This is a genomic window from Bacteroides sp. D2, assembly GCF_025147085.1.
Classification (GTDB): domain Bacteria; phylum Bacteroidota; class Bacteroidia; order Bacteroidales; family Bacteroidaceae; genus Bacteroides.
Genome location: NZ_CP102261.1, coordinates 3,175,638 through 3,195,525, shown reverse-complemented (window position 1 = coordinate 3,195,525; position 19,888 = coordinate 3,175,638). Strand labels below are relative to the sequence as shown.

Genomic DNA, 19,888 nt, shown 5'->3' with positions numbered 1-19,888 from the left:
ACATGTCAAAGATACCGCATTACATGGCAGAATTAAAGGAAAAGGATATGGACAATTCGACTTTCTTATGTAAATTCATATGTGTACAGCCTGCCACACACCGATTTTGTACGATTTTACAGGCTATGTACAATTTTCCAGTCTTCCATCGTTCTTTTTTAATTCACTTTAGTTATCTCAACCTTTCTTATGATGAGTGAATCAATTATATTTTCATCTATCTTCACATCCTTTTTAGCCTTGATAGCCAAATTGTCGAAACAGAAATTGGATAATTTGTACTGATTTGATTTCTCCACAGCAAAAAAGGAATCGCAATCCAGGTGAATATTACGCATCGTTATATAGCCGGAATATGAGACAGGCATATCTTTGCGATCTTTCAGATCATAAAACTGTGTCCATGGAGCAATAAAGATGCAATTGCGAACATTCCCTTTTATATCTTCAACCAAGATATACTTATATTGTTGAGGAGTATCCGGACGCATTTTCAACCATAAAAGGCGTTTAGCCTTATCCAAATCACAGCGCCGGAGAATAATATTATGATTATAGATTGATTCACTACCACAAGTCAGAACTCCGTGACAAAATCCGAAAGTACAATCTTCAATGATGATATCACAATTGCCACCATTATCGGGATCTTGGTCAGCCCATGGACCTTTGCCACCTTTTAATGCAATAGCATCATCATTAACCGACATATAGCATCCCTTAACAAGTACATTTTTACATGCATCAATATCGATTGCATCTGTGCTGGGAGCTTTCACGGGGGAGGAAGGTGAAAAGATATGCAAATCGAGAAGTTTTACGCTATCACACTTATAAATGTGAGTTGTCCAAAATGGGGAATTAACAAGTCGTACATCTGAAACTTGTACATTATTACTATGGGATATATGAAGCAAACGAGGGCGTAATTCATCCATATTAGTACATTTAGGGATAACACTACGCCGTAACCAGAATGACTTCCAATACCGTTCACCATTTCCATCAACTTTTCCTTTTCCGGAAAGAGTGAAACCATTGACCTTATCAACATTTATCAAGGCAGAAAAGTATTTCAAATTCTGTCCTTCCATTCGTGTTTCTATTACAGGAAAGTCGCTAATATCATCACTACCTTTTAATACAGCCTTCTCTTCCAAATGTAAATGTGTCCCCGGTTTAAAGAAAAGTGCACCACTAAGATAAGTACCTTCCGGAATAACAATAACTCCCCCCCCGTTATTAGATGCCAAATCTACAACAGCTTGAATTTTTTCTGTTTGTAGCAGTGTACTATCATTCACTACTCCATAGTCGGTAATCAAGAATTTCTTTCCCAATCCATTTATATCAGTTTTATCATTTTTGTAAAACCAATCCGGTATTATTTTACCATCGGGAAATTTCTCCTGACCAAACAGTTGCAGACTACAGCATGTTGCTACTATTAAAATTACTGACTTTATCATTTTTAGATTTCGTTACTTTTTTCGCAAAAGTACCGTATCTTTCCATTTGCCCAAAACAAAGGATATGGAGATATTGATTTTCTTATGGAGTTCCATGCAGAAGGTTCAAATACTACTTATCTACATACAATATTCCATATTCTTACTCATTTTTGTCATACAAAGAATTAGAATAAAAACTCTTTCTCCAGCATCAAAAAAAAGCGTACCCTCTTTATCTAAGAAGATACGCTACAAATACATTGAAGCTTTTTTATATTATTATTCCGGTATGGACAATCCGGTAAGATATTATTTTGTAAACACAATCTCTCCCTTACGCCCGTCACCACGAAGAAAGATCTCATAAGTATTATTACCTGATTCTTTTATTTCAAGCAGATCTAAATCCGTTTTCTTTGTTTGTTCACCCCGTATAACAGTTTTTAATATCCCGTCTGTTTTCTGCCCGGTCGATAATCCTCCTTTCCAAGTGAGTATATATTGTTTTCCTTCTGTAAGATTGGTTATTGAGACTTTTTCTATAGCCAAAGTCATACACCAGTTATTTGGCTGTTCAAGTTCGATAGCAATATCCCAAATGAAACGAGGAGTTCCGGTTATGCCTGTTTCCTCCGTAATAACATCTTCTTTGCTACACGATGCAACAAAGATACAAAGAAATAAAGCAAATATCGCTTTCCACAATATACCCAATGACCCGTTTATGATTGTTTTTCTATTCATATTTTCCTAGTTTTATGAATCGGTTTCATAATTCTACATTTCTGCGCTATCTAATCACTTTCAATTTAGTTATGACACCATTATCTGTTGTCGCTCTTAAATCAATCTCTCCATTATAAATAGACAAGTCTACTCGTCTATCAGAAAAGGAGACCTCCTTTCCATTAATATAAAAATGCACAAAAGCGTCCGCACCCTTCCCTACCATTTTTGCAACATCCCTTTCAACAAAGATAGCTGCATCTTCCAGCCAATCATAACTAGTGTCTTCACTGCTCCCGGTAAGAAAACAACCCATTCCGGCATTATACAATTTACTATTCGTCTTCGGCCGCAAAAATTCTATATAGGGAAGACTTCCATCTGACTTACGAGGCAAAGTCAGTTGGGAAGCATCTAAACTGACAAAATCATCATCTGTCACAATCATCTCCACCGGAAGAAAAGAATTGTTTGTTATTTTACATTCCGCTTGATTAACATCTATAATATGTTTTCCCGAAGATCTCGGTTTATGCGACAAGTTGTTCTTTATAATATGACCATACCCCGGCACGTCAACCGCTTCCGTTGCTGTCTTCCTGTTCAACATACAGAAATTGGACGGATTCTGATAACCTGTATTATTATGCCAAGCTATCCCTCCTAAATGATGATTAGCATAGAAACCTTTATTCTTATTCATATAAGCCAGACAGTACTGAACAATGTGCATAGGAATCATACTTGGTGCTTTAGGATTATCACTCATCCCATATCCTCCAGACTTAAATCCGGTACCGTCACCCGCTTTACCACCATCTTTCGTATATCCATTCAGGAAAGACCAACAGTCATCAATGGTAAAGACTGCCTGACAGTTAATCAAATCAAAACCATCATCACTGTTATACCACGCACGACACCCCCGGAATACATTATCCGTATACTGGGGAGAAGTGAGATGTCCCCCGAATCCATCGACGTTTCCACCTTTACCACCATCGGAAACAGGATCATAATTATTATACGCATCGCAATTCAGCACCAAATTGTTCTTACCCGTCACTATATAGAAGCCAATCGCCATACCATCATGCATCGACAAATGCTCATAGATATTATCACTTCCTCCTTCATTGCGAAAGCATTCGGACTGGGTATGTCCCACAATAGTTACTTGTGTTCCCACCACCTCCATATTTCTAAAATGTAAATAAGAGCCATTCACATAAAACACAATAACACGCTCATTTTCCGGCTTTACCGCTGAAAGGTCAAAAACCGGACGCTCATTCTTATAACCGGAGTAACATATTCGTTTGTCCGGTCCAGTTCCACTCTTTGACATTTTAAATACACGGCTCCAAGTAGTACTTCCTGCAGTATAATGTTCCATAATCTCTGCTTCCGTCACTCGATATGTCCCTTGCCGGATATAGACAGTATCTCCTGCCATCACTTTTGATTGCGCTTTGCCCAGCGTGGCAAAAGGCTTATCAATCGTTCCACTGTTTGAATCGTTTCCATTAGTAGCCACAAAATAATTCGTAGCCGAAAGAGAAAGAAGGAAACATCCTATAAAAAAAAGAAAAAGACTCATGCGTTTCATAGTATATCATGTATTATGTTAATGCAAAGCTACTGCTTTTTATACCACAAGAGCTGTAATATCGTACGTAAAGGATAGAATTTTATGACAACAACGTCTTTATCATTTACTTTCCATAGAAAATGTAAGATGAAGCATCATTTATCTTAAATCAAAAAAGAAAAATGAGGACTCTTCTTTCATAATCTTCTTCAACGTTCTTAATAAACTATTGAAGAGTTTATTATAAACGGTATCCAAGTTTATTATAAACGATGAATTCCTGAATCAAAGATATAACCGTGATTTTTCGCAACAAAAAAGGCTGCAAATCCCATAAAGATTCGCAGCCTTTGGCTCATACAGAAACTCTCACAGCTTAACTACTGTAAGGACTCCCTGATATATTGTCATCATATTGTACTGTTTTCTTTCTCATTCTTTTTAATTATACCTTTTACTCATTGATATTCACCGCCTACAAATATACAACATAAAAAAGGTTTTGTCAAGAGTGTCTTGCCTGTAAGGGAAATTATTTGTAATGAATCTCAATCTTACTATCTACATTATCCGTTTGACGCAATCGGCTTTTATCTTTTACCTTCAAATGAATATCCCGCAACTGGAAGTTTTTCCCATAAGTTATCTTCCCGACAGATTCCACTTCCGCATTAATATTAGACAGATAAAAATTCTCGATACGATGACTCGCATCCCAGCCTGAAGCAGAAATGAAGCGCTTTGCCCCACCTGCTTTTACATGAGAGAAATATACGTTCCGAAAATTAGGATACCCCTTTTCCTTCGGTTCTACCGGAGTGAGCATTGTAGTCCAGTGTTCAGGAACTTCCTTTCCCTCATATTCTTTCGGCAACGTGGAATAACTGTATTTCGGATTCCAGTTCAAATCGACAGACAAAATATGAGTGATACTATCAGCTACAACACGTGTCATATAGATGTTCTCAACCGTTCCACCACGGTTCATGGATGATTTCAGACGTAACGTCGTTCCTGTGCCATAGGCTGTCAGATCATGAGCCAGTACATTGCGGATAGAACCGGAAGTCTCACTTCCGCAAGTCAGCAAGCCCGCACCTTTACGGGCGATACAGTTACGAACCACTACATTCTCCGTGGGACGATTCACACGCAGTCCGTCGGCATCACGCCCAGCCTTAATACAGATATTATCATCGTTACAATCCACATCACAATTTTCTATCAGGATATTGGTAGACGAATCAATATCAATGCCATCTGTACTTGGTCCGTGACCGCCTACATTATTATTAATAGTAAGTCCGCTCACCGAACAATGATCCGAATACAAAATCTGACAAGCCCAGAATCCGGTACGCACCAATGTAAAGTCTTTCAACGTGATATGCTTGCTATTGGAAACCAGCACTCCCCTCACCCGCTTGCAATCATAATCCACAATCCAGCGCAGATTCTTTTTCTCATAATCCTCCCGCATCGCCCAATATTTATCCCAGAAAACTTTACCACGGCAATCGATAAAACCTTCCCCCGTAAGAGCGGCATTTTCTGCATCCATTATATTGATAACAGCCGAAGGCCATGTCATTTCGATGCCCGCAATGCGGGAAGGAAATTCCGGGTAATCCTGAATATTCTCACTTGCAAGTAAGGTTGTGCCTTTGCTAAGATGCAGGTTCACTCCGCTTTTGACAAACAAAGCCCCTATTTTATAATACCCCGGAGCAACTACTACCGTGCCTCCTCCCTGTTGATGGCAAGCATCAATAGCAGCCTGAATAGCATGGGTACTAAACACAGAAGTATCATTCCGTAACCCGAACTTACCGGCATCCCATTCTGTGTTTTCCGGAGTCCTCTGTGCCCCCACCTGATCGGCCCACGACAAATCCGGCTCTGCAGATACACTTCCCCAATCATAAGCAGGAATCGTCTTTTTCGGAGTTGTAAAACCAATCAAGGCCAATAGTACAATAGATAAAAGATATTTCATAATTACTTCTTTTAGTTCACGTTGCAAAATTATCGCATATCATCAAAGAGGTAATGGACGGATGTACGCAAAAGATAGAATATTATATCATACGGACAATTAATACCAAAAGGTGCACAATTGTATATAGTCTTTGTACATTTCTCCATTTCATACATTCAAAAAAGGAGTAATTTTGCGAGTGAATAAATATAATAAGGTTCAAACCGATCAAACAAATATGAGAAGAATTGCAATTTATCTATTGTGCATATTCATGTCACTGCCTCTAATAACAATGACGGCACAACCCGGATATAACTACTCTAAGTTACAACGGGAGAAATTAAACCGCGGCGTAGTTGCCATTCGCGAAAATCCTTCAGAGGTAATCATTTCATGGAGGTATCTTTCTTCCGATCCGATACAGACCGGTTTCAATGTGTATAGAGACGGGAAAAAACTGACAGATACCCCCGTCACAGTCAGTACCCTGTTCCGCGATAAGAACAACAGCCAGAAAGCGGCCGTTTACGAAGTGCGCCCTGTCATAAAAGGAAAGGAGACACATCACATTGACGGTACATACACCCTTCCGGAAAATGCGCCGCTCGGCTATCTGGAAATTCCTTTGCAAAAGCCGGCGGACGGAGTAACTCCGGCAGGTGATACCTACACTTACAGTCCCAACGATGCTTCTATCGGTGACGTAGACGGTGACGGCGAATATGAAATTATTCTCAAATGGGACCCCAGCAATTCACACGACAACTCACACGAAGGTTATACAGGTGAAGTATATATCGACTGTTACCGAATGAGCGGAGAGCAGCTGTGGCGTATCAACCTGGGTAAAAACGTACGTGCAGGAGCTCACTACACCCAATTTATGGTGTATGATCTGGATGGCGACGGCAAAGCGGAAGTAGTGATGCGGACTGCCGACGGAACAATAGACGGCAAAGGGAAAGTAATAGGAGATGCAAATGCAGACTATCGCGAAGAGGGAACTTTCGACCCCGGCAGAAATCAGATAATGAAACAAGGACGTATCTTGAAAGGTAAGGAATACCTGACTGTCTTTTCAGGAGACACCGGTGAAGCATTACATACCATCGACTATATCCCTGCCCGTGGCAACGTGGCCGATTGGGGAGATTCAAAAGGTAACCGGAGCGATCGCTTCCTGGCTTGTGTAGCCTACCTTGACGGAGTACGCCCAAGTGTCGTTATGTGCCGAGGCTATTACACACGCACCGTTCTGGCGGCCTTCGACTGGAATGGGAAAGAACTGAAGAACCGTTGGGTATTCGACAGCAGCCATCCCGGATGCGAAGATTACGCCGGACAAGGAAACCACAATCTGCGCGTAGGCGATGTGGACGGTGACGGATGCGACGAAATCATCTATGGTTCGTGCGCTATCGACCACAACGGCAAGGGGCTTTATTCTACCCGAATGGGACATGGAGATGCCATTCACCTGACACATTTCGACCCTTCCCGTAAAGGTCTGCAAGTATGGGACTGCCACGAAAACAAACGTGACGGAAGTACGTACAGAGATGCCGCCACCGGAGAAGTGTTATTGCAGATAAAAAGCAATACCGATGTAGGACGTTGCATGGCTGCCGACATTGACCCGACTCATCCGGGCGTGGAAATGTGGTCAGGAGATTCACAAGGAATCCGAAACGTAAAAGGAGAAATCATAGCCCCCAAAATGAGAAATATGCCTACCAATATGGCTGTCTGGTGGGATGGAGACCTGCTGCGTGAAATGCTGGATAGAAACATGGTTATTAAATACGATTGGGAAAACAAAAAGTTTGTTCCGCTTGTCAAATTCACAGGAACTCTTTCCAACAATGGTACGAAATCGAACCCTTGCCTGCAAGGTGACATTATAGGCGACTGGCGGGAGGAAGTACTCGTACGCTCCGAGAACAACGCTTCTCTCCGGCTCTACGTATCGACTATCCCGACCGAGTACAGATTCCATACTTTCCTTGAAGAACCGATATACAGAATCAGTATCGCTACTCAAAATGTAGGCTATAACCAGCCAACACAACCCGGATTCTACTTCGGCCCGGAACTTATAAAAATGAAAGGCACTTTCAGAGGATACCAATTCAAATAAGTATTGCATTAAAAGTATCAGCGCCAACCACAAATACACATCTCTTGCCCTTGGTATTTTACTATACGAAGGGCAGATTTGTTTAAAATCCAAAGAAATAACTATCTTTGCCTGCATATAACACATATAAATCCACTATGAAGAAGAATACATTCCTTATATTATCGCTTTTATTGCTTTATCTCTATCCACTGTCGGCCTCCGTGGAAATTCGCTCCAATAAGCTGACTACCGGAGATGGATTAGCAAATAATTCGACCCGCTATATGATGCAGGACAGTAAAGGATTTATCTGGCTGGGAACTCTCAACGGATTAAGTTATTATGACGGCAATTCTTTCGTCAATATCTATCCGGATATAAATAACCCGCTCTCATTAGCCGATTCCCGCATCCGAAGCATGGAAGAAGACCCGAACGGCTTCATGTGGATTTCAACAATTTCTTCTTTTATCAGTTGCTATGATTTGCGTCATGGCTGTTTTGTAGATTTCACCGGAAATGGGGAATACAAGGAAAACTATTCCAAATTCATTATCCTTTCCGACAACTCTATTTGGTTATGGCATAATCAAAACGGTTGCCGCAGAGTCGTTTATCAGGACGGCAAATTTTCATCGCAAGCGTATAAAGAGAAATCAGGCAACCTGCCTTCCGATAAAGTACAATTCGTTCTGGAAAGTGCAAAAGGAGAAGTCTGGATTGGTACGGACAAAGGGTTATTGAAGTATCAGAATGGTAAAACGAACAACCTCGACCCGCAACAACAGAACTGGGAACACATCATTTCTTATGATAAATACACTTGTATCATTACCGATAAAAATGAAATCTACCGTCATACCTATTCCACGGACAAGCTAGAAAAGGTTGCGTCGTTAGCCGAAAGCTTTGATGATACAGGCCACGTCACAGGCAACTTCCTCTTGCAGGATAAATGGGTATTGTTTACCGTCAACGGCAGCTACATACTGGATATTCCGACCGGTAAACTAAGTCGTTACTCGGAACTGAATATCAAAAATGGCGCTGTCACCAGGGACAATAAGAAAAATGTATGGGTACATAACTATACGGGCAATTTATGGTACGTCGATATAACCACCGGCAAAATCAAACCTTTCCAGTTCCTTTCCTCCAAACATATCGGTTACATCGATGTGGAACGTTACAGCATCGTACACGACTCACGGGACATTCTCTGGATATCGACTTACGGCAACGGGCTTTACGCTTATGAATTATCGACGGGTAACCTGCAACACTTCACATTCGAAGTCAATCAATCCAGCCACATCAACTCCAACTATCTTCAATTTGTAATAGAAGACCGTTCCGGAGGTATCTGGGTAAGCTCCGAATTCTCGGGTTTATCTCATTTGGAAATTCTGAACAAAGGAACACAGCGTATTCATCCCAGCGGTGAAAACAGTTCCGACCGCTCGAATACCATCCGCATGCTCTTTCAGACTCAAAACGGCAATATCTACATGGCCAACCGCATGGGTAGCCTTTACGAATACAACTCTGCCCTGACCAAAGTGATCCGGCAAGAGGACTTCACCCATAACGTTTACAGCATGAACGAAGATCAGGAAGGCAACTTATGGCTGGGAATGAGAGGGATCGGCCTTCGCATCGGCGCAAACAAATGGTATAAGAATGACCCCAGAAACGCTAACTCTCTATCCAACGACCAGGTTTACTCCATTTATCGCGATAGAAAAGGACGTATGTGGCTAGGCACTTTCGGTGGAGGATTAAATTTAGCAATTAAAACTGCCGACGGCTACCAGTTCAAACACTTCTTACAAGACAACTACGGTGAAAAACGCATCCGTGTCATCGAAGAGGACAAGAACGGACGCATGTGGGTAGGCACGAACAACGGTATTTATATCTTCCATCCGGATTCACTGATTGCATCACCCAAGAATTACGTGATTTACAATCATGCCAACGGCACATTCCCCAGCAACGAGATCCGTTGTTTGATGAACGATGATAAAGGTAATATGTGGATTGGTACTTCCGGGGCCGGATTCGCAGTCTGCCACCCGGGAGACAGCTATCAACACCTGACTTTCGATTGCTATGATATAAAAGACGGATTATCCAATGCAGTCGTACAATCCATTGTCCAGGATAAGGACCATAAAATGTGGATTGCAACCGAATATGGCATCTCCCGTTTCACCCCGGCTACCAAACAGATAGAAAATTACTTTTTCTCTTCCTACACTTTAGGAAATGTATATAGTGAAAACACCGCTTGCGTCAGCAATGACGGCAAATTATTGTTCGGAACAAACTATGGCTTGGTAGTACTGGATGCCAACAAGATAGAGACGTTGGACAAGCCTGCCTCCGTTATCTTCACCGGACTTCAAATCAACGGTGCGCACATGCTTCCGGGAGTGGAGGATTCGCCTTTACAAGAAGCAATGCCTTACATCAACGAACTGAACCTGAAATATTATCAGAGTTCACTCACGATCTCTTTCTCTACCTTCAACTATCTGGACGGGGTATCCAAATACTCTTACAGTCTTCCTCCATACGATACGGAATGGAGTTCGCCCTCCAGCCTGAACTTTGCCACTTACCGGAATCTGCCTCCGGGCAAATATGAACTACATGTGAAAGCCTGCAACGCCGCCGGTATCTGGGGAGAAGAAAATGTGATGGAAATCGTAATAGCTCCTCCTTTCTGGAAAACCGGATGGGCTTACCTGATCTATGCCATTCTGATAGCCATAGCGGGTTACTTCAGTTTCCGTATTATCAGAAATTTCAATGCGCTGCGTAACCGTATCGCTGTAGAAAACCAGTTGACGGAGTATAAACTGGAATTCTTTACCAACATCTCTCATGAATTCCGCACTCCGTTGACACTGATTCAAGGTGCTTTGGAAAGAATTGTCAACATGGGAAACCACTCCAAGGATATGCAACACTCCCTGAAGATCATGGACAAGAGCACGAAACGAATGTTGAGGCTTATCAACCAACTACTGGAATTCCGGAAAATGCAGAAAAACAAACTCGCCCTCTCTCTGGAGGAAACGGATGTTGTCGCTTTCTGCTATGAGATATTCCTTAGTTTCAAGGACGTCAGCGAATCCAAAAACATGGATTTCCGTTTCGAGCCTTCACAGAACTCTTACAAGATGCCTGTGGATAAGGGGAATCTTGATAAAGTGATCTACAACCTGCTCTCCAACGCTTTTAAATATACTCCTTCCAACGGAAAGATTATATTCAAAGTAGACGTACAGGAACAGAAGAAACAGCTCTGCATACAAGTGATCGACACTGGACTCGGCATCCCGAAAGAGAAACGTGCCGAACTGTTCAAACGCTTTATGCAAAGCAGCTTCTCACACAGCAGTGTAGGCGTCGGACTTCATCTGACATACGGTCTGGTCAATATACATAAAGGAACGATTTCTTATAATGAGAATGAAGGCGGCGGTTCCATCTTCACCGTCGAACTACCAACGGACGCCAGTGTTTATGAAGAAAAAGATTTCCTGGTTCCTAACCAGTTATTGATTGAAGAAGAGAAACAACGCCATAAAGAGTTTGTCACAGACGAAAATACGGACGAACAGGCAGCACCTCCCGTACCGTTGAACAAGCGGAAAGTATTAATCATTGAAGATGATAATGATGTCCGCGAATTCCTGAAAGAAGAAATCGGTCATTACTTCGAAGTAGTGGCAGAAGCGGATGGTATCAGTGGCTTCGAACGTGCACAAACTTATGATGCAGACCTAATTATCTGCGATGTATTAATGCCGGGTATGACGGGATTCGAAGTGACCAAGAAATTAAAGAATGAATTTGCCACCAGCCACATTCCCATCATTCTGCTAACCGCCCTCAATATGGAAGAAAAATATCTGGAAGGTATCGAATCCGGCGCGGATGCTTATATCACCAAACCATTCAGCATCTCCTTATTACTGGCCAGAATCTCCAAACTGATCGAACAGCGGGACAAACTGCGTGAAAAATTCTCCAACGAACCGGGAATGGTTCATGCGGCTATCTGTACGAACAACAAGGACAGCAAATTCCTGGCAAAACTGAATGAAATGCTGAACGAGCACATGGTGGAAACGGAATTTTCCGTAGATGACTATGCCAACCTGATGGGATTGGGACGTACCGTATTCTACAAGAAAGTACGTGGTGTCACCGGATACTCTCCCAATGAATACCTGCGTGTCATTCGTTTGAAGAAAGCTGCGGAATTATTGTTAACCGAAGACCTGACTGTTTCCGAGATTTCCTACAAAGTAGGTATCAACGATCCCTATTATTTCAGCAAATGCTTCAAGAATCAATTCGGTATAGCCCCTTCTGTTTATCAGAAGAACGGTGGTAAAGCTCCGGCTTCCAATGATACGGCAGAGAACACAGAACAAACTTCCGAAGAAAAAGAAGAAGGGAATAAAACGGATGTTTAAAAAGAACATGTGCTAACCGCAGATAATAGTATCTCATTCTCCTATCAACGGGGAATGTGTACTATTATCTGAAAGTGTGTACAAATACCAGTCGCTTTTTTTTCATCATGAGATAAAAATTACATCCTTTCCGTACGGTAGTATATGTATGTTTTCTCTCAATGTACTTCCTTTGCAGCAGAACATTTTAATAGACTATCATGAAACACAAATTATTTCTTTTCGTATTTCTGCTGACTGCACTGTCTGTCATCAACGGACAGGCATCCGAACGCAAAAAATACAATTTCAACAGCGAATGGAAGCTGCGGATAGGAGACTTTCCTAAAGCCAAAGACGCAAAATTCGACGACAGTAAATGGAAACAAGTGACTTTGCCTCATGCCTTCAATGAAGATGAAGCATTCAAACTTTCCATCGAACAATTGACAGATACAGTGGTATGGTATCGCAAGAATTTCCGGATCCCGGAACTGAAAAGTAATCAGAAAGTATTCGTCGAATTTGAAGGAGTACGCCAACGCGGAGACTTCTATCTCAACGGACATTATCTGGGCAGACACGAAAATGGTGTTATGGCGGTAGGGTTCGACCTGACTCCGCATATCAAAGAGGGTGAGAACGTGATTGCCGTTCGCACCGACAACGACTGGATGTACAGAGAAGAAGGAACTAACTCCAAGTTCCAGTGGAACGACCGCAATTTCAATGCCAACTATGGCGGTATTCCTAAAAACGTCTTCCTGTACGTTACCGATAATGTATATCAGACTCTTCCCTTATACAGCAACCTGAAAACAACAGGCGTATATGTCTATGCCCAAGACTTCGACATCAAAGGACGCAAAGCTACGATTCATGCCGAATCGGAGGTCAGAAACGACAGTAAGGCTACCCGGCAATTCAGCTATCAGGTGACTGTACTTGATGCCGACGGAAAACTAATGAAAACTTTCCAGAGTGATAAAGTGACTTTGAAAGCCGGAGAGACTAAGACGGTAAAAGCATCTGCCATCCTCCATAATCTTCATTTCTGGAGTTGGGGATATGGTTACTTGTATACGGTAAAAACCGCTTTGAAAGATGAAAACAATCAGGTATTCGACGAAGTAAGTACCCGCACCGGCTTCCGCAAGACCCGCTTCGCAGAAGGAAAGATATGGTTGAACGACCGTGTTATCCAGATGAAAGGATACGCGCAGCGTACCAGCAACGAATGGCCGGCAGCAGGTCTGTCCGTACCTGCCTGGTTGAGCGACTTTTCTAATGGTCTGATGGTGAAAGGAAACGCGAACCTGGTTCGCTGGATGCATGTTACTCCGTGGAAACAGGATGTAGAATCCTGCGACCGTGTAGGCCTGATACAGGCAATGCCTGCCGGAGATGCTGAAAAAGACCGTGAAGGACGCCAATGGGAACAACGGGTGGAATTGATGCGCGACGCAATTATCTACAACCGCAATAACCCGAGTATTTTGTTCTACGAATGTGGTAACAAAGCCATCAGCCGCGAACACATGATAGAGATGAAAGCAGTCCGCGACAAATACGACCCGTTCGGCGGACGTGCCATCGGATCACGTGAAATGTTGGATATCCGCGAAGCGGAATACGGCGGCGAAATGCTGTATATCAACAGAAGCGAACATCATCCGATGTGGGCGACCGAATATTGCCGCGACGAAGGTTTAAGAAAGTACTGGGATGAATACAGTTATCCTTTCCATAAAGAAGGTGACGGACCACTTTATAAAGGACAACCGGCCACTGACTATAACCGCAACCAGGATGAACTTGCCATCACCATGATAGCACGCTGGTATGATTATTGGCGTGAGCGTCCCGGAACGGGTAACAGAGTCAGCTCCGGGGGTACTAAAATTATCTTCTCCGACACCAATACCCATTACCGGGGTGCGGAAAACTACCGAAGAAGTGGAGTGACGGACGCAATGCGTATCGAAAAAGATGCTTTCTATGCACATCAGGTAATGTGGGACGGATGGGTAGATACGGAAAAAGACCAAACCTACATCATCGGACACTGGAACTATCCGGAAAATACGGTAAAACCTGTGCAGGTAGTGTCTACCGGAGAAGAGGTTGAGCTTTTCCTGAATGGTAACTCCCTGGGTAAAGGCAAACGCCAATACAATTTTCTCTTTATTTTCGACAACGTAGTCTTCAAACCGGGCAAACTGGAAGCTGTCAGCTACAATAAAGCAGGGAAAGAAATCAGCCGTTATGCTGTAAATACAGCCGGTGAACCTGCCAGTCTGAAACTTACCGCTATCCAAAACCCCGAAGGCTTCCATGCAGACGGTGCGGATATGGCATTGATACAGGTGGAAGTGGTAGATAAAGACGGACAACGTTGCCCGTTGGACAACCGTACTATTCAGTTCACACTCAAGGGTCAGGCGGAATGGCGCGGAGGTATTGCCCAAGGTGAAAACAATCATATCCTTGATACCAACCTTCCGGTAGAATGTGGTATCAACCGTGCACTGATCCGCAGTACGACTACCGCCGGGAAAGTAACTCTGACGGCACAAGCAAAAGGACTTCCGACTGCCACTCTCGCATTAGAAACGGTGCCTGTAAAAGTGATTGAAGGTTTGAGTACCTATCTTCCGCAGGCCACTTTGAAAGGCAGACTGGATAGAGGAGAAACACCTTCTACCCCTTCTTACAAAGACAGTAAAAAGGGAGTACGAATCGTTTCGGCAAAAGCCGGTTGCAACAACAATGACGCAGAAAAAAGCTACGATGATATCGAACTGACCGAATGGAAAAATGACGGTAAACTAAGTACTGCATGGATTACCTATACATTAGAAAGAGATGCTGAAATAGACGATATATGCATCAAACTGCAAGGATGGCGTTCACGAAGTTACCCGCTGGAAGTATATGCCGGCAACACCTTGATTTGGAGTGGAAACACGGATAAAAGCCTGGGATATATCCATCTCGATGTAGAAAAGCCGGTACGTGCCAACACGATAACTATTCGCTTGAAAGGAAACACCAGTGACAAAGATGCTTTCGGGCAGATTATCGAAGTAGAGGCTAAGGCTGCCAATAAAATGGAACTGGAAAAAAGCAGTAGCAGGAACCAGTTGAGAATCATCGAGGTAGAGTTTCTCGAAACAATCAAATAAATAATTTTCAACAGGTATTAGATTTCTCACACGATTGTTAGTTTGATAAGAAGTCCTCCCGAGCGATAATAAACGTGAGGAGGACTTTTTATTACCTCCATAGTTTAAAAATCATAAAGCATATTTCTATCATGAAGAATTTACTGATCCTTTTCATACTTGCATTCAGCTACAACTGCATGGCGGGCAACAACGAACCTGCCCATGTGATTATCACCGCCGGACAATCGAATACCGATGGACGCGTACCCAACGACCGTTTGCCGGATTACATCAAAACAATGGCAACGGACACGGCTTTTACGACAGGAGCTTACAAGTATTGCAGAATTGCCCAAAACCGTACAGACGGGAAATTCCGCCCCTTCTGGCCTAAGAGTAAAAGAAGAGCCAAACCCAATACCTGGGGATATGACGCTATTACCTACTATTGGTTGGAACAATTATGGCAAGAGCCTTTCTATGTTATCAAATGGGCAATCGGCGGTACTTCTATCGAGCCTTCCAACGCTTCGGACAAATCAATTCACTGGTCGGCGAATCCCGAATGGCTGGCAAACAATACGGCAACCAGCGAGAAGGGGCGTTCTTTGCTTCTGTCTTTCATCAATGACATAGACGGCTGCATTGACAATACATTATCCAAGTTGAAAAACGGTTATCAGATTGATGCGTTCCTATGGCATCAGGGAGAAAGTGACCATGCGCATGGAGATAAATATTATGAAAACCTGAAAGCAGTAGTCACTTATGTACGCAACCATCTAAGCGAAAAAACAGGAAAGGATTACTCTAATCTACCTTTTATTTTCGGTACGGTAGCCAAGAAGAACAAACAGTATGGAAGCGAAGTGGAAGCCGCCATGAAACGTTTTGCCAAAGAAGACAAGAACGCTTATTTGATAGACATGTCGGATGCGGAATTGATGGGCGACCGTTTGCATTTCAACCAAAATTCTGCCGAATATTTAGGCAAACAGATGTACGAACAGATAAAAGCAATCCGTTGAAAAGGCTATATTTGTACATTCATAAGGGGGTGGCGTACAAATGCCAATTGTGTTTTTTAGCAATTAGTATGAAATTACATCTTTTCCGTACGAATACTTGAGCGTAATTTCTCCTAATACACTTCCTTTGCAGAGGAAGTCAGACAAACGGAAAAGCATGTCTGCATCTTCTATTATTTACTAATTTAATCACTTAGATATATTAACATGAAAAACATTTTGCATGGAAATGGCAGTCTGGGGAGGAGGCTTCAATATCTCCTTTTAATGACTCTGTTCGTAGTACAATCTACCCTGTCATTCGCACAAAACCGAACGGTGACAGGTGTAGTCGTAGATGAGAAAGATGAACCGATTATCGGTGCAAACGTCACTGTGAAAGGAACCGCCAAAGGAACGATTACTGATTTAGACGGTAAATTCGTACTCTCCGCTCCCAAAAGTGCCAAACTGCTGGAAGTGTCCTTTATCGGATATAACACTCAAACAGTAACCATCACCGATAAAATACTCCAAATCAAACTGTCGGAATCTGCTATCGCACTGGATGAAGTTGTAGCAATCGGTTACGGCAGTGCCAAGAAAGGTAATGTGACCGGAGCTATCGCCAAAGTAAATGCCGAAAAACTGGAAGACCGGGCATCAACCAATATCGCTTCTTCCCTGCAAGGACAACTGGCAGGTGTGGAAGTTCGCAGTACCACCGGCGAACCGGGTTCCGAATTACAAATCCGTGTACGTGGAGCTGCTTCTATTAATGCAGATGCTACTCCTTTATATGTAGTGGACGGTATTCCTGTCGATGATCTCGGCAGCCTCAACCCCGGAGACATACAATCTATTGAGGTATTGAAGGATGCTTCCTCATCAGCCATCTATGGTTCCCGCGGTGCCAATGGTGTCGTTTTGATTACCACCAAACAAGCCGGTACAGATGAGAAAGTGCGAGTACAGTTCCAGGCATCTTTCGGTATTCAGTCATTGGAAAGAAAAGTAGACGTACTGTCACCGGAGGAATGGATTGAATTCCGTACCGCATATAATAACAACAGATATATATCTCAATACGGAAGCAAAGGAGCAACGATTGAAGATGATTACGCTACCCGTCTGGCAATGATAGGTGGAAAGGAAAGTTATTATTTCCTGAATGATCCCCGTTGGACAGAACCCGGCTACGGCAATCTGAAATTGATAGACTGGCAGGACGAATTCTTCCGCCTGGCTCCGATACAGAATTATCAACTCTCTCTTTCAAGCGGTCGTGGTAACACCAAATATCGTGTATCAATGGGATACACAGATCAGGAGGGTATCGCTATCGAAAGTAATTATAAGCGCCTGAATTTCCGTGCCAATGTAGAATCGAAAGTGCTCAACCGGATTACTGTCGGAGTTAATCTGGCACCATCTGCCAGTTGGAATGAAGGAGGACGTGTAGATGGTAAAGACCGTCAGGCAACGAACGTACTTACCATGGCCCCGGTTGCAGAACCTGAAGATGGTATCTATACCGGCGCAGGAGCTTACGGTTACTATCGCTGGACCAGTTCCAGCAAAATCAGCCCTGTTGCCTATATGGAACACGTGCAAAATAAAGGAGAAAAAGTGCAATTAAGCTCCTCCGCCTATGTCAAAGCTGATATATGGAATGGAATCAAAGCGGAAGTGACCGGTTCATATAACTTTAGCAGCAGCCAAAGCCGCTCGTTTGTGCCGAGCACTATCACCAAGTACCGGACAGATGTAGAAGGCTACAGAACAACAGCAAGTCGTACCGAATCACGTAGCAACAAATTCCTCCTCCAGGGAGTATTGCATTACGACAAGACATTCGGCAGACATACTATCGGTGCCATGGCCGGTTATTCTATGGAAAGTTCCGGTGGTTCTTCCATGAGATTATCAGCCACTCAATTTCCGGACAACTCTTTGGAAGTAATCGATATGGCCGACGTCGTACTCACTGCTGCTACAGCGTCCTTATCAACCCCATCCCGCCTGATGTCTTACTTCGGACGTTTACAATACGAATATGACGATCGCTACCTGCTGACGGCAAGTATCCGTCGTGACGGTTCTTCCCGTTTCGGGAAAGCGAACCGTTGGGGTATCTTCCCGGCTGTTTCCGGTGCTTATCGTATCTCAAACGAAAAATTCTGGCCGAAAGACTTCGTCATGAATTCATTAAAACTGCGTGCCAGCTGGGGCGCAAATGGTAACAACTCCATTCCGACAAATACAGCCCTTGCCAAACTAAGCAGCGCCAATTATTCATCCGGCAGTATCATCAACGGTTTTGCACCGACATCGCTCGCCAATCCCGACCTCGGCTGGGAAAAGACTGAAAGCTGGAATGTTGCCTTTGATATGGGATTGTTCAACAACCGTATCTTCATTTCTGCCGACTATTATGTGAAAACAACCAAAGATCTGCTATATCAAGTAACTGTTCCCGCATTGCTCGGCTTCACCAAAGCGTGGGGAAATATTGGTTCTATCCGCAACAAAGGTTTCGAACTGGAAGTCACGACCCAGAATCTGACAGGCAGATTGAAATGGAGCACTTCTCTGAACGTTTCTTACAATCAGAATAAAGTACTTAGCCTAGGAGATGACAACAGTACTGTATTTACAGGATACGACAGCACTACACAGGTGTTTATGGTGAACCAGCCATTGAGATCTTTCTATATGTACGATGCAGTCGGAGTCTATCAGACACAGGCAGACTTACAAAAATATCCTGTGATGCAGAACAGCAAAGTAGGCGACGTGCGCTATCGGGACGCAAATGGCGATGGAGTTATCAATGACAGTGACCGCACATTGATGGGCAAACCTGATCCGGATTATACTTTCGGTATAACAAATACTTTCAAGTATAAGAACTTCGACTTATCTTTCCTGATTACTGCACAGACAGGTGGCCAGATTTACAGCGTTCTGGGACGTGCTATGGACCGTCCGGGTATGGGAGCCAACGGTAATGTGTTGTCTCATTGGAAAAACATGTGGAAATCGGAAGCAGAACCGGGTGACGGAAAAACTCCGGGTATCGACAACGCCAATACGGGACAATTCTATGACAGCCGATGGTTATACAGTACGGATTTCATAAAACTCAAAAACGTAACATTAGGCTACCGTATTCCATTCAAAAAGAAGTTCATACAGAATGCCCGTGTTTATCTGACAGGGGAAAATCTTCTGATGTGGGATAAATACGAAGGTGGCTTCTCACCTGAAGCTAACAATGGCGGTTCAACGGGAGACTATGACTACGGTTCATATCCGCAAGCCAGAGTCATTACGTTAGGAGTGAATGTTACATTCTAAATAAAAAAAGGAAG

General features: G+C 43.1%; 9 protein-coding genes. 5 read left to right on the top strand and 4 right to left on the bottom strand.

What is annotated here, in order from left to right; all coding sequences use genetic code 11:
• Window positions 1-158 precede the first annotated feature (158 nt).
• The 4 genes from NQ505_RS11030 to NQ505_RS11015 form a co-directional block, all read right to left on the bottom strand.
• Window positions 159-1,469 (bottom strand): glycoside hydrolase family 28 protein, encoded by a 1,311-nt coding sequence (locus NQ505_RS11030; RefSeq protein WP_009000481.1) that lies wholly within the window; start codon window positions 1,467-1,469, stop codon window positions 159-161.
• A gap of 291 nt (window positions 1,470-1,760) precedes the next feature.
• Window positions 1,761-2,195, bottom strand: a complete 435-nt coding sequence (locus tag NQ505_RS11025) for a hypothetical protein (RefSeq protein WP_009000480.1) — start codon at window positions 2,193-2,195, stop codon at window positions 1,761-1,763.
• A gap of 46 nt (window positions 2,196-2,241) precedes the next feature.
• Entirely contained in the window at window positions 2,242-3,786 is a 1,545-nt protein-coding gene (locus tag NQ505_RS11020) for a right-handed parallel beta-helix repeat-containing protein (RefSeq protein WP_009000479.1), read from the bottom strand.
• A 514-nt stretch (window positions 3,787-4,300) separates the two neighbouring features.
• Window positions 4,301-5,764 (bottom strand): glycoside hydrolase family 28 protein, encoded by a 1,464-nt coding sequence (locus tag NQ505_RS11015; protein ID WP_009000478.1) that lies wholly within the window; start codon window positions 5,762-5,764, stop codon window positions 4,301-4,303.
• A 220-nt stretch (window positions 5,765-5,984) separates the two neighbouring features.
• Between NQ505_RS11015 and NQ505_RS11010 the strand changes: the two genes are divergently transcribed.
• The 5 genes from NQ505_RS11010 to NQ505_RS10990 all read left to right on the top strand — a co-directional run bounded on the left by NQ505_RS11010 (window position 5,985) and on the right by NQ505_RS10990 (window position 19,874).
• Window positions 5,985-7,886 (top strand): rhamnogalacturonan lyase, encoded by a 1,902-nt coding sequence (locus NQ505_RS11010; RefSeq protein WP_032853909.1) that lies wholly within the window; start codon window positions 5,985-5,987, stop codon window positions 7,884-7,886.
• Window positions 7,887-8,023: 137 nt separating this feature from the next.
• The gene (locus NQ505_RS11005) at window positions 8,024-12,361 is read left to right on the top strand and encodes a two-component regulator propeller domain-containing protein (protein ID WP_032853907.1); all 4,338 of its coding nucleotides are present in this window, start codon (window positions 8,024-8,026) and stop codon (window positions 12,359-12,361) included.
• A gap of 200 nt (window positions 12,362-12,561) precedes the next feature.
• Window positions 12,562-15,525 (top strand): glycoside hydrolase family 2 protein, encoded by a 2,964-nt coding sequence (locus NQ505_RS11000; protein WP_009000475.1) that lies wholly within the window; start codon window positions 12,562-12,564, stop codon window positions 15,523-15,525.
• A 131-nt stretch (window positions 15,526-15,656) separates the two neighbouring features.
• Window positions 15,657-16,535 (top strand): sialate O-acetylesterase, encoded by an 879-nt coding sequence (locus tag NQ505_RS10995; RefSeq protein WP_009000474.1) that lies wholly within the window; start codon window positions 15,657-15,659, stop codon window positions 16,533-16,535.
• A 207-nt stretch (window positions 16,536-16,742) separates the two neighbouring features.
• Complete coding sequence (locus NQ505_RS10990) at window positions 16,743-19,874, top strand: SusC/RagA family TonB-linked outer membrane protein (RefSeq protein WP_009000472.1); 3,132 nt, start codon at window positions 16,743-16,745, stop codon at window positions 19,872-19,874.
• The last annotated feature ends 14 nt before the right edge of the window (window positions 19,875-19,888 follow it).